Consider the following 22508-nt stretch of genomic DNA (forward strand, 5'->3'; position numbering starts at 1 on the left):
GAAGGCCCGAAGCCAGGAGGCTGACGGCATGACCACCGAGCACACGGCTGCCGCCCAGGATTCGAAGACGGTCCTCACCGCGATGTACGAGGCGGAGTCCCGTTACTTCGCGGCGGGCGGCCCCAACAGGGCCTCGTTCGACCTGCTGGCCCCCTGTTTCGCCCCCGATGTGGTGATGCACCAGGCGAAGGCCCTTCCGTACGGCGGCACTTGGCGCGGCCACGACGGCATGGCCCGCTTCTTGCGCGCGATGGCGCAGACCTGGGAGTCCTTCGAGATCGGCGAGCAGGAGTTCTTGGCCACGGGCGAGACGGCGGTGGTCCACACCCAGGTCCACGCGAGGGCCCGCGCCACAGGGCGTGAACTCGCCTTCCCCGTACTGCAGTCGATCACCGTGCGGGGCGGACGGATCGTGGAGGTGCGGCCGTTCTACTGGGACACGGCGGCGATCGCCGAGGCGACGAAGGCTCGTTGAGGTGTCAGAGGGCGCGGCCGGAGACGAGGCGGCCTTCGATGGATTCCGCGAAGATCGCGCCGCCCAGGTAGAGCGGCGCCGTCAAGGTGGCCGACAGGCCGTCGATCGCCCTCGTGTCGGTCGTGGGAACGGTCCGCTGGGTGATGTTCTCCGCGTCACCGTCGAGGGGAACGGTACGGATCTCGTAGAAGCCCACGTACAGGAGCCGGTCACCGGAGAGGCCGAGGGCGCTGGGGGTGCCGCGGGCCGGGAGGTCCCAGAGCTCCTTGCCGGACTTCCAGTCGTACGCGGTCAGGCGGTCCTGGAGTTCGGCCTTCCTGTCGGTGTTCGCGATGACCAGAACGCCCTTCTTGCCGACGACCGGGGCGACGTCGGGCTTCTTCGTGGCCCCGATCGTGCGGCGGGAGGCAAGGGTGCCGTTGTCGAGCACGCGTACGCCCGTGTGCTCCATGGACCAGCACAGGATCGCGCCCGCGTAGCCGATGAGGTCGCTGCACGCGGGCTCCGAAACCCTGGCCTCCTCGTCGCCGTCCCGGGTGGAGAGGGAGATGACGCCGCCTCCCTCCACGGCCGTGTACAGCCTGTCGCCCTGCGCGAGCAGCGCGCCCCGGGGTCTGCCGTCGACGCTGGTCTTCCACAGTTGCCTGCCGGTGCTCGCGCGCCGGGCCCGCAGCACGGTGGTGCGCGGCTCGGGCGCGCTCCGGCTGTTGAACTCGGCGGTGTACACCACCCCTTGCGCGTACGCCACGGACACCATCCGTGCGTACGCCGGGACTTTGTGCCGCCAGACTTCGCCGCCCGTCGCCACGTCCAGACCGGTCACACCGAGTTCACTGGGGACGAAAACCCGCTTGCCGTCGGTCTCGGGAGGGTGCTCCTGGATGCCGGTCGGTTCCCCCGGGAAGCCGGGAGTCTTCCAGCGGTCCTTGCCGGTCGCCGCGTCCAGGGCGATCGCGGCGCCCCACCCGTCCCGGCACACGAGCGTGGACCGCGCGATGACGCAGCCCTTGCCCATGCTGTCCACGCCCTTCGGCTTCTTGCGCGACCACGGCCGCCAGCCATCGGGGAGCGCGGCCTCGCGCACGGCCGACGCGCCGAACTCACCTGAGTGGCCTTGGTTGCCCGAGGCGGTGACCACACCACCGGGCTTCGAGCCGGCATCCGGCCGTGGACTCGCGGTGGGAGTACGCGCTGGATCGTCCGCGAGGGTGTCCGGGAGTACCACCGCCGCCACGGTGACCACCACGGCGGCCGCGGCGGACGCCACGACCCACGGCAAACGGCGCCGCCTGAGGACCGGCGCGGGACCGAACGCCCCCAAGGCGGGCGCCGCCTGCGGCGGGGGAGGCGCGTCGGCCGCCCCCGACTGCTTGAACTCGGCCGGCTCGGACGCGGGTTGCCTGAATACGGCCGCGGCGGACCGGTACTCGGCGAACAGCGACAGCGCTTCGGAGGGCCAGGGGAACGGGGTGGCCGCGGTGCCGTCGGCCAGGCGCTCGGCGAGCTCGGTCGGCGTGGGGCGGCGGGCCGGATCGGTGGACAGGCACTCGGCGACGACGCCGCGCAGCTCGGCCGGCACACGGGACAGGTCCGCGTCGCCCTGGGAGATGCGGAAGACGACCGAGGCGAGCTCCGGGTCGTCGAAGGGGCCGCGGCCTGTCGCGGCGTGACACAGGACCGCGCCGAGTGAGAAGACGTCCGATGCGGGGACGACCGCGTGCGAGCCCTCGATCTGCTCCGGCGCCATGAAGCCCGGTGTGCCCACGAGCACGCCCGTCATCGTCAGGGTCGTCGCCTCGAAGGCCCGCGCGATACCGAAGTCGATCAGGCGGGGGCCTTCGGGCGTGAGCAGCACGTTGCCCGGCTTCAGGTCACGGTGCAGGACCTCGGCCGCGTGCACCGCGGTGAGCGCCCGAGCCAAGCCTGCCCCCAGTGCGCGGACCGACTCCACCGGGAACGGGCCACAGCGCGCGACGGCATCGGCGAGGGACGGCCCCGGTACGTACTCCGTTGCCAGCCAGGGGAGTTGGGCTTCCGCGTCGCCGTCCAGGAGAGCGGCGGTGAATGGTCCCGTGACCGCACGGGCGGCGGCCATCTCCCGCCGGAAGCGGACACGGAACGCGTCGTCCAGATCGCCGTCGAGTTCCTGCCGTACGGCTTTGACGGCGACGAGCTGTCCCTGCCCGCGACGGGCGAGGAACACCTCACCCATGCCGCCCGCACCGATCCTGGCCAGGAGACGGTAGGGGCCGATGTGGCGGGCGGCACCGGGCGGCAGAGGCGTGAGCATGCGAATCCGAATCCTCGACTACGGCAGTTCCACCGACGAGATCTTGCCCTCGTCGTAGACGATGTGGGCGACGCCGCCGAGGGCCAGGACGGTCGGCGCGCGCAGCATCTCGGAGATGACGGTGCCATTGACGTTCGGCGGGGGTTCGGGGCGGTCGCCCGGTGCTCCGGGCACGGGATGGCGTTTCGCCGTCCCGGTACCGGCGCTGAGCGGCAGTGTGTACAGCGCGTCGCTGTCCGCGTAGACGGCGCGACCGCCCAGCAGCAGCGGCGACGAGGCCGGCACGTTCCCCCTGGGCAGCTTCGCGGAACGCAGCACTTCTCCGTTTCCCCTGTCATTGACCTGGACGCTGTGCTTGCCGGGGTCCACGGAGACGGCGACGGCCCGGTTCACGGCCGTCGGGCCCGCGGCCGGTCCGTAACCCTCGGGCGCCGGGTAGAAGAGGGGCTCGTCCGCCTGCTTCAAGGTGCGCGGCTTCAGTTGCAGCACCTTGACGCGCGGCCGGGAGCCATCGCTCCTGGACGCGTTGTCGGTGGGCGTCGTGCACAGCACGTCCTCGCCGACGAGCACAGTCCTGCAGTCGCTCCCGGACCGCCCGAGCTCCTCGCCGGTCCGTGCGTCGTACGCTGCCAGGCTGTCCTTCTCGTCGGCGTAGACGACTCCGTCGCGCAGGGCACGCATCTGGTAGCGGTTGATGTCGACCTTGGCTTCCAGCGGGGTGCCGAGCTCCTCGTCCCACAGGGGGCGGCCGTCGTCGAGATCGTAGGCGTGCAAGGAGGCGATCGCCCCCTTCTTCACGTACGTACCCTCCGCGGTGACCAGGAGCGTGTCGTCGTCCATGAGCGGGCGCAGCGTGAACGCGCCCGCGCCGTCCGGGGCGGGAGCGTCCCAGATGACCTCACCGGTCGTGGAGTCGCGGACCTGCAGCACGCCGTCGCGGGCGATGACCGCCCTGCCGCCGCGCACCTGCGGTTCGAGTACGTCGCCGGGCCTGAAGTAGGCGCCGCTCGGGCCGATGTACGCCTCCTCCACACCGCCTTCCGGGTCGACCTCGCCGGACTTCCACAGCCGCTTCCCGTCGACCGCGCTCAGCGCCTCGTACGTGCCGTTGGTCAGCAGGCAGACGATGGCACGGGTGTCGGCGGCGCAGCTCATGGGGGAGTGGCTCAGACTGCCCCGCCACGCCTTCCACCCCTTGGGCCGCTGGGCGGCGACCTGGTCCACCACTCCGGACCGGTCGGCCGTGCCCTCCGCGTCGACGCCGGCCCGTGCGATCAGTTTCTCGACGGCGGCCGGGTCGGTGGGCCCCGGATCCACCTTGCCCGGCACGGCCGAGCCACCGGGCCGTGCGGCCTCCTGACCTTCGCCGCCGGACCCTTCCGACCAAGGCCCCCATACGGCGAGCGCCCCGCCCAGCGCGCCCGCCACCACGGCGACGGCGATCGTGGCGAGCAGCACGCGTGGCGCGCGACGGCGGGGGCGGGCCGCGGCCGGCGGCGGCGAGCCGCTCATCGTCGGCAGCTGATGCAAGCCGACGCCGGCGGGTGACGCGGGAGCACCGACCGCCGCCGACGCGGGGTACCCGGGTGCGGTGACCGGATGCCCCGGCGCTGTCGGCGGGCCCCCCTGAGCCGTGGCCGGGTGCCGCCCGGCCTCCGGCTCCGGCCAGAGCGGCACCGGCAGCAACGCCTGCCCCGAGGCGCACAGTTGCTCCACGTCCCGGCGCGCCTCGTCGACCGCCGCCCGTACCGTGTCCGGCCACTCGGCGTTCGTCGCCGCGTCCCGCAGCCGTACGAACCGTTCGGCGACCTCTGCCGCGCCGGGCCGCTCGGCCGGGTCCCGCGCCAGGCACGCCGCGAGGATGTCCCTCAACTCGTCCGGTACGGAGTCCAGTTCGGCCTCGGCCCGCGACACCCGGTACAGGACGGCGGCCATGGGCCCGTCCCCGAAGGGGTCCCGCCCCGTCACCGCGTACGTGAGCACCGACGCCAGGCAGAAGACGTCCGATGCCGCCACCACATGTTTGCCACCCGCCACATGCTCCGGTGACATGAAGCCCGGGGTGCCGACGAGCAGCCCCGACCGGGTCATGGTCGTGGCGTCCCGCACCCGTGCCACGCCGAAGTCGATCAGCTTGGGGCCGTCCTGGCCGAGCAGTACGTTGCCCGGCTTGAGGTCACGGTGCAGGGCGCCCGCCCCGTGCACCACGGTCAGCGCCTGGGCCACGCCCGCTCCGAGCGCGGCGACGGCACCTGCGGGCAGCGGACCGTGCCGGCGCACGGCCTCGGAGAGCGTCGGCCCGGCAACGTACTCCGTGGCGAGCCACGGCACTTCACCGTCGGCCTCGCTCGCCACGAGCCGCGCCACGAAGGGGCTGTCGACACGGGCCGCGACCTCCGCCTCGCGCCGGAAGCGCCGCCGGAAGACGTCGTCCGTCGCCAGTTCGTTCCGGATGGCCTTGACGGCGACGAGGTCACCGGGCCCGAACGCGTCCCTGTCACCGGGGCGCGCGAGGAAGACCTCGCCCATCCCGCCCGCCCCGAGGCGGGCCAGCGTCACATACGGCCCGAGTCGCCGAGGTGACGCATCCCGCAACTGGCCGATCATCCGCACCCGTCCCCCTGCCGACCCGTCCCCTGGCAACCGCCTTGCATCGGCGTCACGTTACCCGGTGGCCGATGGGCGGCGTACGGTCAGGGCTTCACGGCCACCGCGCCGAACTGGGGGAGTACCGCCGCGGATTCCGGCTCGGCGCGCCACTGCGAGCACGACACGAGACCGGGCTCGAGGAGGTCGAGGCCGTCGAAGAACGCGCTGACCTCCGCACGGCTCCGGGCGGTGATCGGGGGCGTGGCGTTCTCGTTCCAGAACCTCATGGCTTCGACGTTGCCCTCGCCCCCGAGGTCGGCGTCGGTGGTCGGGTGCGTCATGGCGAGGTAGCTGCCGGAGGGCACCGAGGCCATGATCCGGCGCACGATGTCCAGCGCCTGTTCCGTGTCGACGACGAAGTTGAGGATGCCCAGCATCATGACCGCGACGGGCCGGTCGAGGTCGAGAGTCGCTGAGGCGCCCTCGATGACGCTGTCCGGGTGGTGGGCGTCGGCATCGAGGTAGTCGGTGGCTCCCTGCGGGGTACCGACCAGCAGGGAGCGGGCGTGGACGAGCACGATGGGATCGTTGTCGACGTAGACGATCCGGGACTCGGGCGCGATCCGCTGGGCGATCTCGTGGGTGTTGTCCAGGGTCGGCAGCCCGGTGCCGATGTCCAGGAACTGCCGCACTCCGCAGTCGGCGGTCAGAAACCGGACCGCACGGCCCAGGAAGCCGCGGTCCGCACGGGCCACGTCCCGGATCACCGGGAACACCGTGGCCACGTGGTCACCGACCCGCTGGTCGACCTCGTAGTGGTCCTTCCCGCCGATCCAGTAGTTCCACACCCGCGCGTTGTGCGCGACCCCGGTGTTCAGCCTGCCCGACACGTCCGACGGGTGCTGGCTCACACTCACGTCTTCCCCTCTCCACGCGCACGCCTGTGGTGTCCCGGGTGCGCGACCACTGTGACGACAATGAACCGTGTTGCCATTGTCGTGGTCCCGGACCACGGTGTCCGGCGATACGGCGGAGGCTATGCGTCACCGCTTCGGGAGCGCCGAGCGGCGCGGCGCCGCAACCGCAGTGGCAGCGCGAACCAGCAGATGCCGAACCACAGCATGACGCCGCCGACGAGCGCTTCGGCGAGGGGCCCCGGCACGACGATGCGCAGGATCAGCAGGAGCGTGCAGCCGATGGTCAGCGCGAGGAGGACCATGCCGCACATCATCAGGCGGCCGGCGGTCTCCACGACCTCGTCCTTCATGCGCTGACCGGACAGGAAGCGGTGGATGGAGACGGGCGCTATCAGCGAGCCCGTGGCCGACGCGCCCAGGACCACGGTGACGACGTAGATGACGCGGTCGAACGTGTCCAGCTCGCGGAACAGGGGTGTGAACGCCACGCTGAGCAGGAATCCGAAGAGGATCTGTACGCCTGTCTGGGCGACCCGCGTCTCCTGGAGAATCTCGTGCCAGCGGCGATTGACGCGGTCGCGCGCGGACTCCGGCGCTTCGGCACCACAGCAGCCACTGCTCTGCGAGTCGTCACTGTCGTGCCGCGGGCAGTGGGCGGCGTCCTCGTCCGTCGGCCCGGCCGGCCGCTCCGTCATGGTCATGGCATCCTCCTGTTTCCAGGAAAACCGGATGCCCCGTCCGACCCCTTCCATGCGGGTTGGAGTGCGGAGGGCCGGGCCGGCCGCGGTCGACGGTGCCTGGTCCAGCCCTCAGAGCCTGTCTTTGAACCCCCGCCTGCGCCCCGACGCCCGGCACGCCCTCCCCCAAGCTCTCGGCTGCGCTCGAGCAGGGGGGACCCCAATCCGCCGCTGCGCCCGCGCTCCGCGCGGACGACGGGGGTTCAAAGACAGGCTCTCAGCGGTCCCGGGAGGCCCCCGCGTCGGAACCCAGGGGCTTCAGCGGGTCGTGCCCGAGGGTCATCAGGCGGTGGCGCCAGTTCGGCTGACCCGCCGTCGGCTCCATGTCCGCGCCCCGCTCGGACGTGACCGTGTCGACGACCTTCCGCATGACCCGGATGTCGTCGTCGCTGAGGTCCACACGGCGCTTGCCGAGGATCTCCAGTACCCGGCGGCCGTTCTCGGTGCCGGCCTGGTCCGGCAGCTCCTCGCTCTCCTCACCCGCGAAACGCGTCTTGAGCCAGTCGCTCAGCTCGCGCGAGGTCATGTTCACCACCGCGTGGAACTCGTTCCACAGCTCGTCCAGCTCCGGTGTCGAAATGTCCGCCATGGTCATCACTTCCTTGCTGTCGTTCATCCGCCTGTCCCGGGTTGCCCAGGCGCCCCGAGCGAAACGAAGGCGGAGGGGAGGGCGGGGAGGGGGAGGTCGGTGAAGCCGTCGCTTTGCACCTTAAGCATAGAAGTGTCCGGAATTGGCTATGGCGGCGACGGATTTCGGACAAGCATCCTGCCGGGGTCGGACATTCCGCGGGGAGCGGTCCGTGCCATCGGTGCGCCGGGGCGAGGATCACGCCGCCACCGCTGCGGTGGTGCTCGTTCAGGATCGTTCCCAGGGGGGTTTGACCATGACCGCGCACATCCGGACCGTCAACGACAAGCGGACGGCGCGCTGGCGCCGGGCCCTGGTGGTCGCCGTGGCGGTGACCGTCGCGAGCACCACGCTGACCGCGGCGCCGCAGCCGGCCCACGCGGCGCTGCCGCCACAGACCATCGCGGACCCGGTGCACTACTGGAACGACGTACTCATGGAGGTCATCCGAAGAGAGGGCGGCGGTCCCGGCCCGATGGCCAGGTCCGCCGCGATGCTGAACGCCGCCATCTACGACGCGGAGTCCTCGTACCAGCTCAAGTGGAAGGGCAAGATCACTTCCGAGCCGTACATCCGCGCCGACAAGTACGCGGGCTGGGTCGAGGGGCCCGACGAGGAGGAGCGGGTCGTCGGACGGACGGCCTACAACATTCTGCTCGGGCTCTACCCGGGGCAGACCCACTACCTGGACGCCCGGTTCCGGGAGCGCTTCGGCACCGAGCCGACCGGGTTCGACCTCCTCGACACGACGATCGTCGGGCCGATGGTCAAGCAGATGCGGGACGCCCGTCACGCCGACGGCTCCGACAACGACGAGAAGTACGTCGCGGACAACAAGCCCGGCGCCTGGCGGCCCACCAGCTACCCCGACATGGTCGACCCCAGCTGCAGCCAGGCCAGCCATGCCGTGACCCCCTTCTGGGGACAGGTCAAACCCTTCGCGCTGACTTCGGGCTCGCAGTTCCGGCCGCCGACCCCCGGCCTGTACGGCACGTACGAGAAGCTGCTGGCCAGCGACGCGTACAAGCAGCAGGTCGACGTGGTGCGCAGAGCCGGCGCCGACCAGCCCACCGCCGAGACGCCCAAAATCAACCGCACCACGGAACAGGAAGCGGTGGCCTGGTTCTGGGCCAACGACGAGGACGGCACGTACAAGCCGCCGGGCCAGCTGCTCCAGGCCACTCGTGAGGTGGCGACCCAGCAGAAGCTCAACACATACGAGAACGCCCGGCTGTTCGCACTCGTCTCCATCGCGATGGCGGACGCCGGGATCGCGGTGCGGGACGTGAAGTATCTGACCTCGATCGATCTGTGGCGCCCCGTCTCCGCCATCCGCGACAGCGGCCTCGACCCCAAGTGGAAGCCCCTGCTCAAGACGCGCGCCGGAGTCAACGTCACCCCGTGCTTCCCGGCCTGGGCCTCCGGACACGCCACCTTCGGCGCCTCCTGGGCCGGCGTGATGAAGCGCTACTTCCGCACCGACGACATCGCCTTCACCATGACCACCGACGAACCGCAGTCCCCCATCAAGTCCCGTTCGTTCACCAGCTTCAGCCAGGCCGCCCGGGAGGACGCCCAGAGCCGGGTCTGGCTCGGCGTCCACTTCCCGTGGGACGCCGACGACGGGCTCGTACTGGGCGACAAGATCGCCGACCACGTCTACACGACAAAGCTGCGCAAGCTCTGACGCCGTGCTCAGGTCCGGCAGCCGGGCGTCGCGACGACCGGCTGCCGGCGGCCGGCGGCCGGCTAACGGGCAGGGCCAGGGTTGATCCGGGCGGTCAGGAGGTTGGGGTCGTTGTTGGTGAAGTAGGCGCCGCTGGCGATGTAGGCCTTGTTGCCGCGCACGGCGAGCGAGGTCGGGTTCTCCAGCCCGTCGGCGCCGGTCAGTACGACGGTGTGGCTGCCGTCCGGCCTGACGTGGGCCACCTCGTTGTCCGCGTTGATCGCGGCCAGGAGCGTGTTGCCGTGGCCGGTGAACGCGAAGTCGTCGATGTTGGTCAGGCCGGTGGCGCGGGTCTCGACACGGCCTGCGGCGCCGTGCCGGGTGACCGGGATGCGCAGCACGGTGCCCTTGTCCAGGTTGGACACCCAGACCGCCCCTTTGTGGACCTTGATGCCGTTGGCTCCGAGGAATCCGGCGGCGGCCAGTTCGGGGGCGGCGGCCCACCGGGCGGGCTTGCCTCCGGTGACGGGCACCCGCCAGACCGTGCCGAGAACCGAGTCGGCCACGTACAGCCGGCCCTCGTGCCGGTCGAGGGCCAGGCCGTTGGGCAGGCCTTCGGCCGGGAGCGCGGCGATGCGCTGCGGGGTGCCGCCGGGGCGCAGGCGCCACAGCCCGGTCAGGTCGCCGCTGCCGGTGGCATACAGGAAGTACAGGGTTCCGTCATGGGCACGGACGATGCCGCCGAGGAAGGGCGAGGAGAGGGCCGGGGTTTCCGCGCCGGCCGGAGGCTTGGGCAGAGTGGCGAGGACCTGTACGCGGCCGTCGCGGTGCACGCGGGCCACTTGCCGGCTGTAGGCGAAGGTGACGACGGCGCTGCCGCCGGGCTCGAGGGTGATGTTCTCCGGGCGCTGACCGTCGGCCATGTTCAGGTGCGCCACGAAGCGCACGTGGGGCTTCGGGACGGCGGTGGCCGCCGTAGTGGTACCGGCCGCGGTCATGGTGAGAGCCGCGGCGACGGCCGAGGCCAGGAGGCCGGTGCGGCTGCCTGTCAGGAATCCGGGCATGGGGGTCTCGTCTCTGTGTCTCGGATGTGTCTTGTGTCTTTGATTGCGAGGTGTGGCGGCCGGGGGCGCGCGCCCGTCCGGTCAGTGGTGGGAGCGGACGGAGCGGACGGAGCGGACCGCGCGCAGGATGAGACCGGTGACGGGGCCGGGATCGCTCACCGCGACCGCGTGCGGGGCGCGGACGGTGACCGTGTGGGCGTGGGCGCGCTTGGCCATCCAACGCTCGGCGGCCGACGGGATGTTGCGGTCCTCGGTGGCCACGAGGTACCAGCTGGGGATCTTCTTCCACGCGGCCGCGGTGGCCGGTTCCTGGAGGGCCGCCAGGGTGATCGGACGCTGTCCCGCGGCCATGACCTGGGCGGTCTGCCGGGGGACACCGGCCGCGAACTGCTTGCGGAACAGGTCCTTCTTGATGACCAGTTCCTCTCCCTGACCGCCGTCGGGCAGCGGGTAGTACTGCGTGGCGGTCGCCTGTCCCAGCGTGCTGCCGGGGAACTTGTCGGTGAGCTGTAGTGCGCTCTCCCCGATGTCGGGCACGAACGCGGCGATGTACACCAGTGCCTTGACCCGGGGGTGGCCGGCCGCGGCCTGGCTGATGACGGCTCCGCCGTAGGAGTGCCCCACCAGCACGATCGGTCCGGTGACGCTGTCCAGCACGCTGCGGATGTAGGCGGCGTCGCTCGCGAGGCCGCGCAGGGGCAGGGCCGGTGCCAGTACGCGGTGGCCCTGGCGTTGCAGGCGTTCGACGACCGCGCTCCAGCTGGAGGCGTCGGCGAACGCGCCGTGGATCAGGACGACGGTGGGCGCGGCCGGGCGGCCGTACCGTTCGGCGTGAGATCGGTGGGTTCATCGTTCGCTCTCTGGAGGGGTGAAGATCTGCTGAGGGCTGTGCGTGCGGCGTCGGCGTCAGTCGGAGGTGGCCCGTACGGCTTCCTCGATCAGGTCGACGACGCGCTCCGGGTGGGCGAGCATCACCAGGTGGGAGGAGTCGACCTCGACGGTGGTCATGCCGGCCCGCTGGTAGCCGTAGCGCTCCACGTCGGGGTTGATGGTGTGGTCGGACGACGCGACCAGGCCCCAGGACGGCTTGGTCTTCCAGGCCGCGGCCGGGGCCGCGTCAACGAAGGCCTGGGCGGCCAGCGGTCGCTGCGACACGGCGAGGACGGCGGCGAGCCGCGGGTCGACGTCGGCGGCGAAGATGGCAGGGAACTTGTCGGTACGGACCGACACGTCGGTGCCGGGCGTGGCCGAACCCTCGATAGGGAAGGGGGTGTGGACGAGCGCGGCGGCGAGGTCGCTGTCCGGGAAGCGGCCCTGCAGCTCGCCCAGGCTCTCGCCCTTCTCCAGGGCGTAACCGGCCAGGTACACCAGTGCCTTGACGTTGTCCTCGGTACCGGCGACGGTGATGACCGCGCCGCCGTAGGAGTGGCCGACCAGGACGACAGGACCGGGTATCTGCCGGACGACGGAGGCGACGTAGGCGGCGTCCCCGATCAGGCTGCGGTTGGGCACGGCCGGGGCGACGACGTCCAGGCCGCGGGCGAACAGCCGGGGGATGACCTGGGCGTAGCTGGAGGCGTCGGCGAAAGCGCCGTGCACGAGGACGACGGTCGGCTTGGCGGAACTGGGCATGGGAAACTCCCTCATCAATGGGGTGGGTGTTCGGCGGGATTGCCGCGAGGCGTCGGTGAACTGCCGGTGCGGCGCCGCGAGATGTCGCGGTTCGGTCCGGCCTCGGTGCCGATTGCGTGCGGTATGCACTGACCGGATGTGAGCAACCTTAGGGACGACCGGCCGGGGGTGTTTGTCTGTCAGCGCCCTGACTGTGGCCTGTGCGTGTCCATGTCGGAGGGCCGCGCTGTTCCGGCTTTCCTCGTTCGGCGGACGGGTGTGGCGGGCGGCGCCCGGCCCCTTATGGACGCGGCATGTTCCGGATGTTCGCGCGGGCGAGGTGCGCCATGCGTCCGACGCCAGGAGTTGCGGCGCCCACCAGCTCCACCAGCCGGGTCAGATCGTGGTCGGCGGGGCGGATCGCGGGCCGGTCCAGCGGCATGGCGAGTTCGGCCCCGCCCGCCGGAGAGTGCTCGCCGGCGACGTCTCCCGGCAGCGACACGACGGACACCCCGCGCCGGCGCACTCCGGCGCGGGCCAGGAGGTCGACGTACTGCTCGGCAACGGTCTGTCTGGGCACGGGTGCTCCTCGGATGGTCGCTCGCGGGGCGGTGGCCACGCCAAGGAGGAAGCGAGCGGAACACTTGTCCGTCCGACCTCCGGAATCGCCATTTCGACAGTGCCGTGCCGGTGGGATTCCTCAGGACGACGCGCAGGGAATGCGGATGGCAGCGGGGCCGGGGAATGACCCGCACATCACCGGAACCGGTCGGCCGGTGCGCCATCAGCGAGCTCACCGGCGGAAGAGGCCGAGGCTGACGGAGGCCCGAGTGCCTGCCTACAGGTGCAGACCCGCGTGGCTCGTCAGCGAGCTGGTGCGCGAAGCGGGTGTCGCGGCCGTCCGGCTCGGCGGCGGATTTCTCCGTGCTCGCCTGCGGTGACGACCGGGCGTTATTCTGTGGCCGCGGATGCTGACATAGCCCCGTAACCAGCGGCTTTCTGGACGAACCAGCCGCGCACCATATGCAGAAAGCTCGGATTGTGGACTACCAGGCCGTTCTCGAAGAAGTCGCCGCCTTCGCCCGGCCGCTGGTGGGCCGCGGCCAGGTGGCCGGGTACATTCCGGCGCTCGCGGGCGTGGACGCCGAGCGCTTCGGCATCGCGGTCGCCGACGTCAACGGTGAGGTGCACGGGGTGGGGGACTGGCAGGAGCCGTTCTCCGTCCAGTCCATCTCGAAGGCTTTCAGTCTCGCGCTCGTCCTGGCGGAGGGCGGCGAGCGGATCTGGGACCGGGTCGGCACGGAGCCCTCCGGCAACCCCTTCAACTCGCTGGTCCAGCTCGAGTACGAGAACGGCATCCCGCGGAACCCCTTCATCAACGCCGGCGCCCTGGTCGTCACGGACCGGCTGCAGAGCCTCACCGGCGACGCCGCCGCGACGATGCTGGAGTTCCTGCGCGCGGAGAGCGGCAACCCGGATGTCGCCTTCGACCCGGTGGTGGCGGCCTCCGAGGCCGAGCACGGCGACCGCAACGCGGCTCTCGCACACTTCATGGCGAGCTACGGCAACCTCGACAACCCCGTGAGCACGGTGCTCGAACACTACTTCCGGCAGTGCGCGATCCGTATGAGCTGCCGCGACCTCGCCCTCGCCGCGGCCTTCCTGGCCCGGCACGGGCTGCGCGGCGACGGCACGCGCCTGCTGCCCGCGCGCGAGGCGAAGCAGGTCAACGCGGTCATGCTCACCTGCGGTACGTACGACGCGGCGGGCAGCTTCGCCTACCGCGTCGGCCTGCCGGGCAAGAGCGGCGTCGGCGGCGGCATCGTCGCGGTGATCCCGGGCCGCTGCACCCTGTGCGTCTGGAGCCCGGGCCTGGACTCGTACGGCAACTCCGTGGCGGGTGTGGCGGCGCTCGACCACTTCACCACGGTGACGGGCTGGTCGGTGTTCTAGGGGCCGCCGGCGCAGGCCCCAGGCAGAGCCGTGCCGGCCATGCCGACACATGCCGGCCACGGCTTCGGCCCGACAGCAGCCGTGCGGCATGTGTCGGGTGGGACGCCCGGCCCCGATGCCACGCTGACAGCATGAGTGAAGCGATGATCAGCGCCGATGATGTGACCGAGTTCGTGGAGAACGGGTTCCTCCGTGTGGAGGAGGCGTTCTCGCGCGACCTCGCGGCGGAGTGCCGGGAGATCATGTGGCGGGACATCGACGGTGAGCCCGATGACCCGACGACGTGGAAGAGCCCCGTCGTGCGGCTCGGCGCCTACGGGCAGGAGCCCTTCCGGGCCGCCGCCAACTCCCCTCGCCTGCACGCCGCGTTCGATGCCCTCGTCGGCGAAGGGCGCTGGGCGCCCCTCGGCGGACTCGGCACGTTCCCCGTGCGGTTCCCCAGCGACCTGGAGCCGGGCGACGACGGATGGCACATCGACGCGAGCTTCCCGGGAGACGATCCCGCCGACTTCATGTCCTACCGGGTGAACGTCGCCTCCCGGGGGCGGTGGCTGCTGATGCTGTTCCTGATGTCCGACGTGGGCCAGGACGACGCGCCCACCCGCATCCGAGTCGGATCCCACCTGGACGTCGCCGCACTGCTCGCACCCGAGCGGGAGGCCGGCCTGCCCTTCATGGAACTCGCCGAGCGCGCCGTGCCCGCCACTGATCACCGGCCGCTCGCCCTCGCCACGGGCCGGGCCGGCGACGTCTACCTCTGTCACCCCTTCCTCGTACACGCGGCGCAACCGCACAGAGGTACCGAGCCCCGCTTCATGGCGCAGCCACCGCTGCTTCCCCGGCCGGGGCGGGGCCCGAGCGTCGAACGTTCCGATGGCGAACCCTCCGCCGTGGAGACCGCGATCCGCCGGTCTGCCGCCTTGTAGGCGCCTGACCTGCACAGACGCCGCAACTGTATAAGATGTGCCGAAACTTCATCGGCCGCAGTCGCGAGGGCACCGCACCGTGCAAAGGGCCCCACGCGCCACTGAAAGGCAGTACGACAATGACGCAGCCCGCACCGACTCCGGTCGTTCGACGCGTGGACGCCCGGCATCGGTACGAGATCCTGGTCGACGACAAGAGCGCCGGATTCACCGCGTACCGCGACCGCGACGACCGACGCGTGTTCTTCCACACCGAGATCGACGACGCCTACGCGGGACAGGGCCTGGCCTCGATCCTCGTACGAAAGGCATTGGACGACGTACGCGGCGCGGGGCTGCGCATCGTGCCGGTCTGCCCTTACGTGGCGAAGTTCCTGGAGAAGCACGAGGAGTTCGCCGACCTCGCCGATCCGGTGGACCCCGAGGTCGTGGAGTGGCTGGACGGCGTGCTGAAGCGCTGATGGGGCGCGACGTTTCCCCTCTGGTGGGGCGCGACGCGCAGCTCGCCGTCATCGACGCCGCCCTGGCGGACATCGGCTCCACCGGCACCTCCGTGATCCTGCGCGGCGACCCCGGCACGGGGCGGACCGCGCTGCTCGGTTCCGCCGAGGCGACGGCCCGTCGCGCGGGACTGCGCGTGCTCCGGATGACCGGGGCCGAGGCAGAGGCGGGGCTGCCGTTCGCCGCCCTCCACCAGATCCTCTGGCCGCTGCTCGACGACGCCCGGGGACTCACGGACGAGCAACGGCACGCCCTGGAAAGCGCGTTGGGCATCCGCGAGGGGACACCGCCCGAAGGGTTCACCGTGGCGAGCGCCGCCCTCACCCTGCTCGCCCACGCCGCCGCACGCCGCCCCGTGGTCGTCCTCCTGGACGACCTGCAGTGGGCCGACCCGTCCAGCGTCGCCGTGTTCGGATACGTACAACGTCACCTGGCCCCGCTGCCCGTCGTCGCCATCGCCGCGACCCGGCGGGCGGGAGACACGGCCGGCCGCGCACCGGCCGCCGTCAGGGAGAAGCGCGACGCCAACGAGGGCCTGCCGGGACAGGTGATCGACCTGCCGCCGCTGGATGCCTCCCAGGCCGAACGGCTGCTCCGCACGACGCACCCCGCCCTGCCCGACGGGGCGCGCCGCAGGGTGCTGCGGGCCGCCGCCGGCAACCCGCTCGCCCTGCACGAACTCCCGCGGCAGCTGCGGCGGGTGGCCGCCGACCGTGCCGAGTCCTACGCGGGCCCCGCCCCGCTCGGGCTGACCGACCCCTTCGACGCACTGCCTCTCGGGGAGCGCCTCGGGCGGCTGTACGAGGACAGGCTGCGCGCCCTGCCCGATGCCGTCCGGCGCCTGCTGCTGGTGGCCGCACTCGACGACGCGTCCGCCCGCTGCGGCACCGTACTGCGGGCCATGGCCGACCGTGACCCGGGCACAGCGTGGACACGGCTCAAGGAGCACATCGAGAGCTCCGGCCTCGCGCACACCGACCCGGACAGCGACGTCGTGGTGTTCCACCACCCGCTGGTCCGCGCCTGCCTGGTGCACATCGCCTCCCCGGCGGAGCGCCGCGCCGCACACCGGCTGCTGGCGGACGCCCTGCCCGCGAAGAGCCCCCGCCGAGCCCTGCACCTGGCCGCCGCAGCGCTCGGCACCGACGGCGAACTGGCCGCACTGCTGCACGCGGAGGCGGACAGCATGGCCGCCCAGGGCGGAGACGTGGAGGCGGCGGAGCTGATGGCGCGGGCGGCCCGGCTGAGCCCCGACCCGGCGAGCAGAACCGCGCGCCTCGTCGCCGCCGCGGCCGCCGCCGTCCGGAGCGGCCGCCCGCACCTCGCGGCGGAACTCGTCGCCGAGGCCGAGACCGAGGCCCGCCCCGGAAAGCCCGAACCCGCCGCCCCCTACGCCTTCGCCGTCGCCTACACCCGCCTCCAGCTCGGCGCCGACCCGCATCCGTCGATCGAGCTGCTTCCCGCCGTACTGGGGACGCCCGTACTGGAGACGCCAGTACTGGAGACGCCCGTACTGGACGAACCGGACGGCGGCGATCCGCAGGCCGCACTGCGCGAACCGATGCTCTTCCTTCTCCTCGTCGCGGCCGCCCTCACCGGGGACGAGCGTGCCTGGGCCGCCGTCGAACGCCACGCGGCACACGCCTCTCCGGCCGCGACGCTGTGCCGCGACGCCTGGGCCGGTGCCGTCCACGAGGTGCCGCGCCGGCTGCGCGAGACGGTCGCCACCCTGCCGGCGGACCGGGAGACCACCGCCGCCTGGTTCCTCCTGTGGGCGGCCGCCGCCGTCGATGCCGTCGGCGAGCACGACGCCCTGTGGAGCGCCTTCGCGCGCCACCACGCGTACGCGACGCAGACGTTCATCGACAGTCTGCGCGCCCGCGACGACTTCCTGCACGGCCACTGGGACGCGTCCCTGACCGCCTCCCGCGCGGGCGCCCGCACCTCCGCGGACCACGGCTACGCGCTGGCCGAGACGCTGTTCCTGCAGAACACCGCGCAGATCCTCGCGGCCCGCGGGGACCGGGCCGGACTCGCCGAGCTGGAGCCCGCGCTCCGCGCCCGCGCCCGAGCCCGTGGGCTCCGCCTGGTCACCGAGCGCCTGCGCGGCGCGAAGGTGCTGTGCGCACTCGGGCACGGCCTCACCGAGGAGGCATGGCACCACGCGCGCGGTCTCATGCCGCCCGACGAGGGCGAAGAGCTTCCCTCCGGCAGCCCGTGGCTCCACCTGTCGCTCGTCGACCGGGTGCAGGCGGCGGTCGACAGCGGCCGGCGAGCGGAGGCCCGTCACCACCTGCGCGCGGTCCGCTCGTCCGGCCTCGCCCGCGCATCGGCGCACCACACCTTCCTGATGGCCGTCGCCGAGGCCTTCGCGGCCGAAGAGGACGAGGCGGAGGAGCGGTACGAGGCCGTGTACGCGCTGCCCGGCGCGGAGAGCTGGCCCTTCCCGCTCGCCCGGGCCCACCTGGCCCATGCCGCGTGGCTCCGGCGTCACGGTCGGCCCGAGCGGGCGGTCGTCCACTCCCGGGCCGCGCTCACCGTGTTCACCCGCCTCGGCGCCACGCCCTGGGCCGCACAGGCGTCCCGGGAACTCGCCGCGGCGACGGCGGACGCCGGGACAGCGGCAGGGCCGGCCGGAGGACACCGGCACTCTTCCCTCTCGGCCCAGGAAACGCGTATTGCGGAGCTCGCGGCCGAAGGGCTGACCAACCGGCAGATCGGTGAGCGGCTCGGCCTGTCACCGCGGACGATCGGCGCGCACCTCTACCGCGTGTTCCCCAAGCTCGGCATCACGACGCGGGCCGGCATCGCCCGCGCCCTCGCGGACGGGCCGGGAACCGGGCGCGATTGAGGAACCGACGTGCTGTACCGTCCTGCTGTCCAACAGGCACATGATCAGCGGGGGAACGACGATGGCGGCGCTGGGCCTCGTCTTCATCCTGCTGCCCTGCCTCAGCATCATCGCTTTCACCGGCTTCGCCGCCTGCCGTGCCCAGCGGCCCCGTGTCTTCAAGCTCTTGGCGGCCTTGTGCCTGAGCGCCGGTCTAGTCTGCGCCCTGGTCCCGGTCGGAACGGTCACCTGGTTCCTGTTCCTGTAGAGGGTCTCTCGTAGAGGACTACCTGTGTAGGTGGCGAGGCGGCAGCCGATCGGTGCACCGTCTTCCCGGCGTCCCCCTTCTGCTGGATGATCCCTCGCATGACTCAGCAGCGAACCGACGGAGCATTACCGGCCGACGCGGCCAACAGCTACGTGGAAGCACTTCGTGAGCGGCTGGCGGCCGACGGATGCGGGGTGACCGCGGCCAACTGGGGCGAGCACCGCGTGGCGATCGGCAGCCGGGCGGACCGCAAGGCGCGGTGGTTCGGCACCAGGACGGAGCTGTTCGTCTTCGCCGCCGCTGTGCCGCGCGTCGACGACGCCTCGCTCGCCGAGTTCACCGGATGGTCCCTGACCTACGCGAAGAGCATCCGCAGCGGCCTGCCGGGTGCCCGCAACGCGGTGATGGTCCTGTCCGCCCTGGTCAGCGACGACGTCCAGCCGTCCGCGAGGGAGTGGGCGGCCGCGGACGCCCGGATGCTGGGGACGTCCGTGGTCGGCCGGCCTCTCACGATAGAGACGGCCCCGGGAGCCGGCCGGGTCACCATGTACCGAGGCGGGGTCGCGTGGGGCGGCATGTTCACGCGTCACGTCCTGGAGAAGGCGGCCCTGTACTTTCCCTGACCGGTGAGGACTTCAGATGCGCAGCGTGACCTATTCGATGGGCGTCTCGCTCGACGGCTACATCGTCGGGCCGGACGGCGGGTTCAACTGGACGGATCCCGACGCGGAGGTCTTCCGCTTCTGGATCGACGAGATCCGAGAGGTCGGTGTCCACCTGTTGGGGCGCCGGCTGTACGAGACGATGCTGTACTGGGAGACCGCCGACCAGGACCCGTCGCTCGACGACTCCATGCTCGAATGGGCCGCGCTCTGGAATCCACTCCCCAAGGTGGTGTTCTCCACCACGCTGTCGGCGGTGCGGGGCAATGCCCGCCTGCTCTCCGGGGGCCTGGCGGAGGAGATCGAGCGGCTGCGGGCCGAGCCGGGGGAGGGCGACATCGCGATCGGCGGCGCGACGCTCGCCGCCGAGGCCGCCGCCGCGGGACTGATCGACGAGTACCGGGCCGTGGTCCACCCGGTGCTGGTCGGCGGCGGTATCCCGTTCTTCCCTCGGCACGAGCGCCAGGTGGACCTCGAACTCGTCGAGACCCGCACCTTCGGCTCCGGCGTCGTCTACCTCCGCCACCGTGTGACGCGCTAGGAGTCGGGCAGTGCCCTCGCCAGAGCGGCCCGCGATGTGACGCCCAGCTTGGGGAAGATGCGGTAGAGATGGGCTCCGATCGTGCGCGGTGACAGCTGGAGCGCGGCGCCGACCTGTTTGTTCGTCAGGCCGGTGGAGACCAGGCGGGCGATCCGCAGCTCCTGAGCCGTGAGCAGGACAGGCGCGGGGCCCGGGCCGCGGTCGGCGGCCCGCAGCTCCGCCCGGCACTGCGCCACCCAGGGGTCGGCGCGCAGTTCCTGGAAGGCGCGGATCGCGGCGCGCAGGGGCTCCGCCGCCTCGGTGTACCGCCCCCGGCGGCGCAGCCAGGTGCCGTGCGACAGGCGCAGCCGCGCCAGGTCGAAGACCCACTCACCGGCGCCCGGTACCGCGTAGGCCGCCGCGTACGCCGCGTCGGCCTCCTCGTCCTCGGCGGTGATCGCACATGCGGCGGCCAGCAGAAAGGCGTGGTGCGCGGAGATGGAGTCCATCCCCGCGGCCCGCGCTGCCGCGACATGGGCGAGCGCCTCCGCCCGGCGGCCGCAGCGTAGGCTCGCGACGACGAAGTCGTAGAAGGGGAGGTGGAACCAGGCGAGGCCGCGCGGCAGTTCACCCGGCGCCATCAAGCGCCGCAGCAGCCCGTACGCCTCCTCGTGCCGGCCGTGCGCCAGGGCGGCGAGGGCTTCGAGGCGGTCCAGGTGGTCGGTGACGAACCGCATCCGTGCCCGGGCCGCCGCCGGTTCGACGAGGGCCCGCACCGCGCGCAGGCCCTGCTCGTCACCGCGGCCCGCCACGAAGTGCGCGTAGTAGTACCGGAAGAGCAGGGCGTTGCAGTGGTAGCCGAGTTCGTCCGCGAGGCCGGCCTCGCGCAGACAGTCTTCCGCGGTGTCCCAGCCGCCCCGCAGAAACGCCTGATGACACCGCGCCTTCGCGACGGAGCCCTGTGTGGCGTACGTGTGCTCGTCGTTGAAGAGCCGCCACAGCTCGTCGTCGGCCGCGTCCACCGCCGACGCCGCCCACAGCAGCAGCCACGCACCCGCGGTCTCCCGCTGCACGGCCATCCGCGCCACCAGGGCGCGCAGCTCCGCCTCCGCGCCGTGCGCCGTGCGCGGCGGGTCCGACCAGGCGCGACGGCAGAGCACGGCGGCGGGGGAGAGGTGCGCCTGATGCCGCTCCAGCGCCTCCCAGCCACGCGGGTCGCCCGTGTAGGCCGAGGCCAGCAGCAGCTTGAACGCCATCTGCTCGACGAGATCGCCGAACGCCGGGGCGCCGGGAGCGGTCAGCGCGGCCAGGGCGCCGGGCAGCAGCGCGAACGACGAGGCGAAGTCGACGTGGTGACTCTGGTCGACGTACACGACCGCGTAGGCGAACAGCGGCGCGATGTCCTCGGGCACAGGACCTCGCCGGATCTCCGCCACCAGTTCCGCCGCGTACGCGAGGCGGCCTCCCCGGGCCGACATGACGGCGGCCCACGTCAGCCGCCGCGCCCGGTCACCGGGGTCGGTGCCGAGAGCCGCCGCGCGGTCGAGGAGCAGCGCCCCCTCCGCGTCGCCGCCGCGCAACGCGATGCGGGTTCCGGCCTCCTGAAGCCGCGCGGCGAGCCGTTCGTCCGTCCCGTCCGCGGCGGACGCCTCGTGCAGCAGCCGGCGAGGGTCGTCCGCGCGCAGCCGCTCCGCCAGCGTCCGGTGGGCGGCGCGCCGTTCCGCCGCCGACGCGGAGGCGATCACCGCGCTGCGTACGAGTGGATGCCGGAACACCAGCCGCCCCGCGGAGTCCAGCCGCGCCAGACCGCTGGCCTCGATACGCCCGAGAATCCACTCGGCACGGTCCTCACCCGCCCGCAGCACGGCGTCGTTCGCGACGGTGGCGGCGCCGTCCAGCGCGGTGAGCAGCAGCGCCCGGGCCGCGCTCTCGGGCAGTGACCGAAGCCGGCGCGCGAACAGTTCCTCCAGACGCTCGCCCAACGGCAGCCTCTCCGGCAGCGGCAGCACACCGCTGCGGTGCTCGGCCGCCAGCTGTCCCGGCAGCTCGGCCAGGGCCAGCGGATTGCCCGCCGCCTCGTCCATCACGCGCCGGGCGGTGGCGGCCGCGAGCCCCGGGTGCCAGCGCCGCAGCAGGGTGCGGGAGTCGTCGCCCGACAGCGCCTCCACGTCCACCGGGTGGGCGGGCCAGCCCTCCAGGGCGGAACGGTCGGGCCGGCTCGTGCACACCATCACCACGGGGAGCCCGGCGACCCGCTGGTGGAGGAAGACGAAGACGGCCGCGCTGGACGGGTCCACCCAGTGCAGGTCGTCGACGAGGACGAGCACGGGACGGCGGCGCGCCTCCGCCGCGAGCAGGGCCAGTGCCGCGGCGCCCACCATGAAGCCCTCCGGGGGCAGTCCGTCCCGCAGCCCCAGGGCCCGTTCGAGTGCGAGCCGCTGGTGCGGGGGCAGCGCGCGCGAGTTCTCCCGAAGCGGCCGCAGTACGTGGTGCAGCGCGCCGAAGGCGATACCGGACTCCGCCTCGTTCCCCGCGACGCGCAGGACGGTGAAGCCGTCCCGTGCGGCGCGCGCGGCGGTCCAGTCGAGCAAGGTGGTCTTCCCGATGCCGGCGTCACCGCGCAACACCGTCGCCGAGCCACCGGCTCCGGCCCGCGCACGCTCCAAGAACCGTTCCAGCAGCGTCTGTTCGCGCTGACGGCCGACAAGCGTCCTGTCGCCGCCCTGCCCGCTCCGCACGACTGCTCGCACCTTCCCCTCGCCCCCCTGCCCTTGCCCCGTGCCTGGTTTCTCGGCTCAGGACGGTCCGCCCGTACTCCGTCACGTACGCCCACGGACCACCACCGTGACACCCTCGCGATGCCTCACCGTG

The 22508-nt window shown here is 72.2% G+C and carries 19 protein-coding genes; 9 read left to right on the forward strand and 10 right to left on the reverse strand.

The window, feature by feature from the left end; genetic code table 11:
• The first annotated feature begins 28 nt into the window (after positions 1-28).
• Complete coding sequence (locus tag ACI2L3_RS12655) at positions 29-475, forward strand: nuclear transport factor 2 family protein (RefSeq protein ID WP_404752332.1); 447 nt, start codon at positions 29-31, stop codon at positions 473-475.
• Positions 476-479: 4 nt separating this feature from the next.
• On the opposite strand, the gene ACI2L3_RS12660 is transcribed toward ACI2L3_RS12655, so the two are convergent.
• From ACI2L3_RS12660 to ACI2L3_RS12680, 5 genes are all read right to left on the reverse strand, one after another.
• Complete coding sequence (locus tag ACI2L3_RS12660) at positions 480-2765, reverse strand: protein kinase (protein WP_404752333.1); 2286 nt, start codon at positions 2763-2765, stop codon at positions 480-482.
• Between the two features lie 18 nt (positions 2766-2783).
• Positions 2784-5324, reverse strand: coding sequence for a protein kinase (locus ACI2L3_RS12665; protein ID WP_404752334.1), 2541 nt, complete (start codon positions 5322-5324; stop codon positions 2784-2786).
• Positions 5325-5458: 134 nt separating this feature from the next.
• A complete protein-coding gene (locus ACI2L3_RS12670; protein ID WP_404752335.1) occupies positions 5459-6271 on the reverse strand; it encodes an SAM-dependent methyltransferase in 813 nt (270 codons plus the stop codon).
• Positions 6272-6390: 119 nt separating this feature from the next.
• Positions 6391-6972 (reverse strand): DUF6328 family protein, encoded by a 582-nt coding sequence (locus tag ACI2L3_RS12675; protein WP_404752336.1) that lies wholly within the window; start codon positions 6970-6972, stop codon positions 6391-6393.
• Between the two features lie 253 nt (positions 6973-7225).
• A complete protein-coding gene (locus ACI2L3_RS12680; RefSeq protein ID WP_404752337.1) occupies positions 7226-7624 on the reverse strand; it encodes a DUF3140 domain-containing protein in 399 nt (132 codons plus the stop codon).
• Between the two features lie 268 nt (positions 7625-7892).
• On the opposite strand from ACI2L3_RS12680, the gene ACI2L3_RS12685 reads away from it, so the two are divergent.
• Complete coding sequence (locus ACI2L3_RS12685) at positions 7893-9323, forward strand: vanadium-dependent haloperoxidase (RefSeq protein WP_404752338.1); 1431 nt, start codon at positions 7893-7895, stop codon at positions 9321-9323.
• Between the two features lie 62 nt (positions 9324-9385).
• Here ACI2L3_RS12685 and ACI2L3_RS12690 read toward each other — a convergent pair whose 3' ends face one another.
• From ACI2L3_RS12690 to ACI2L3_RS12705, 4 genes are all read right to left on the reverse strand, one after another.
• Entirely contained in the window at positions 9386-10366 is a 981-nt protein-coding gene (locus ACI2L3_RS12690) for an SMP-30/gluconolactonase/LRE family protein (protein ID WP_404752339.1), read from the reverse strand.
• An 81-nt stretch (positions 10367-10447) separates the two neighbouring features.
• The gene (locus ACI2L3_RS12695; protein WP_404752517.1) at positions 10448-11158 is read right to left on the reverse strand and encodes an alpha/beta fold hydrolase; all 711 of its coding nucleotides are present in this window, start codon (positions 11156-11158) and stop codon (positions 10448-10450) included.
• A 114-nt stretch (positions 11159-11272) separates the two neighbouring features.
• Positions 11273-11998, reverse strand: a complete 726-nt coding sequence (locus tag ACI2L3_RS12700) for an alpha/beta fold hydrolase (protein WP_404752340.1) — start codon at positions 11996-11998, stop codon at positions 11273-11275.
• A 280-nt stretch (positions 11999-12278) separates the two neighbouring features.
• The gene (locus ACI2L3_RS12705; RefSeq protein WP_404752341.1) at positions 12279-12557 is read right to left on the reverse strand and encodes a hypothetical protein; all 279 of its coding nucleotides are present in this window, start codon (positions 12555-12557) and stop codon (positions 12279-12281) included.
• A gap of 461 nt (positions 12558-13018) precedes the next feature.
• Here ACI2L3_RS12705 and ACI2L3_RS12710 point away from each other — a divergent pair, with 461 nt between their 5' ends.
• From ACI2L3_RS12710 to ACI2L3_RS12740, 7 genes are all read left to right on the forward strand, one after another.
• Entirely contained in the window at positions 13019-13930 is a 912-nt protein-coding gene (locus ACI2L3_RS12710; protein ID WP_404752342.1) for a glutaminase, read from the forward strand.
• 131 nt (positions 13931-14061) lie between these two features.
• Entirely contained in the window at positions 14062-14856 is a 795-nt protein-coding gene (locus tag ACI2L3_RS12715; protein ID WP_404752343.1) for a phytanoyl-CoA dioxygenase family protein, read from the forward strand.
• A gap of 119 nt (positions 14857-14975) precedes the next feature.
• Positions 14976-15317 (forward strand): GNAT family N-acetyltransferase, encoded by a 342-nt coding sequence (locus ACI2L3_RS12720; protein ID WP_404752344.1) that lies wholly within the window; start codon positions 14976-14978, stop codon positions 15315-15317.
• Entirely contained in the window at positions 15317-18208 is a 2892-nt protein-coding gene (locus tag ACI2L3_RS12725) for an AAA family ATPase (RefSeq protein ID WP_404752345.1), read from the forward strand. Before ACI2L3_RS12720 ends, ACI2L3_RS12725 begins: the two co-directional genes overlap by 1 nt.
• Positions 18209-18248: 40 nt before the next feature.
• Positions 18249-18455, forward strand: a complete 207-nt coding sequence (locus ACI2L3_RS12730) for a hypothetical protein (protein WP_404752346.1) — start codon at positions 18249-18251, stop codon at positions 18453-18455.
• Between the two features lie 98 nt (positions 18456-18553).
• A complete protein-coding gene (locus ACI2L3_RS12735) occupies positions 18554-19078 on the forward strand; it encodes a hypothetical protein (RefSeq protein WP_404752347.1) in 525 nt (174 codons plus the stop codon).
• A gap of 16 nt (positions 19079-19094) precedes the next feature.
• A complete protein-coding gene (locus ACI2L3_RS12740) occupies positions 19095-19658 on the forward strand; it encodes a dihydrofolate reductase family protein (RefSeq protein ID WP_404752348.1) in 564 nt (187 codons plus the stop codon).
• Here the strand turns inward: ACI2L3_RS12740 and ACI2L3_RS12745 are convergent.
• A complete protein-coding gene (locus ACI2L3_RS12745) occupies positions 19655-22375 on the reverse strand; it encodes an AAA family ATPase (protein ID WP_404752349.1) in 2721 nt (906 codons plus the stop codon). The two genes, ACI2L3_RS12740 and ACI2L3_RS12745, sit on opposite strands and share 4 nt — an antisense overlap.
• Positions 22376-22508: the final 133 nt, after the last annotated feature.

Origin of the sequence: Streptomyces sp. NPDC029674 (assembly GCF_044903205.1) — a bacterium.
Classification (GTDB): Bacteria; Actinomycetota; Actinomycetes; order Streptomycetales; family Streptomycetaceae; genus Streptomyces.

Coding starts and splice junctions, on each gene's coding strand:
- ACI2L3_RS12675 (WP_404752336.1), bottom strand. CDS start 6,972: ATGACCATGACGGAGCGGCCGGCCGGGCCGACGGACGAGGACGCCGCC.
- ACI2L3_RS12660 (WP_404752333.1), bottom strand. CDS start 2,765: ATGCTCACGCCTCTGCCGCCCGGTGCCGCCCGCCACATCGGCCCCTAC.
- ACI2L3_RS12690 (WP_404752339.1), bottom strand. CDS start 10,366: ATGCCCGGATTCCTGACAGGCAGCCGCACCGGCCTCCTGGCCTCGGCC.
- ACI2L3_RS12715 (WP_404752343.1), top strand. CDS start 14,062: ATGAGTGAAGCGATGATCAGCGCCGATGATGTGACCGAGTTCGTGGAG.
- ACI2L3_RS12720 (WP_404752344.1), top strand. CDS start 14,976: ATGACGCAGCCCGCACCGACTCCGGTCGTTCGACGCGTGGACGCCCGG.
- ACI2L3_RS12685 (WP_404752338.1), top strand. CDS start 7,893: ATGACCGCGCACATCCGGACCGTCAACGACAAGCGGACGGCGCGCTGG.
- ACI2L3_RS12730 (WP_404752346.1), top strand. CDS start 18,249: ATGATCAGCGGGGGAACGACGATGGCGGCGCTGGGCCTCGTCTTCATC.
- ACI2L3_RS12735 (WP_404752347.1), top strand. CDS start 18,554: ATGACTCAGCAGCGAACCGACGGAGCATTACCGGCCGACGCGGCCAAC.
- ACI2L3_RS12740 (WP_404752348.1), top strand. CDS start 19,095: ATGCGCAGCGTGACCTATTCGATGGGCGTCTCGCTCGACGGCTACATC.
- ACI2L3_RS12700 (WP_404752340.1), bottom strand. CDS start 11,998: ATGCCCAGTTCCGCCAAGCCGACCGTCGTCCTCGTGCACGGCGCTTTC.
- ACI2L3_RS12655 (WP_404752332.1), top strand. CDS start 29: ATGACCACCGAGCACACGGCTGCCGCCCAGGATTCGAAGACGGTCCTC.
- ACI2L3_RS12680 (WP_404752337.1), bottom strand. CDS start 7,624: ATGAACGACAGCAAGGAAGTGATGACCATGGCGGACATTTCGACACCG.
- ACI2L3_RS12725 (WP_404752345.1), top strand. CDS start 15,317: ATGGGGCGCGACGTTTCCCCTCTGGTGGGGCGCGACGCGCAGCTCGCC.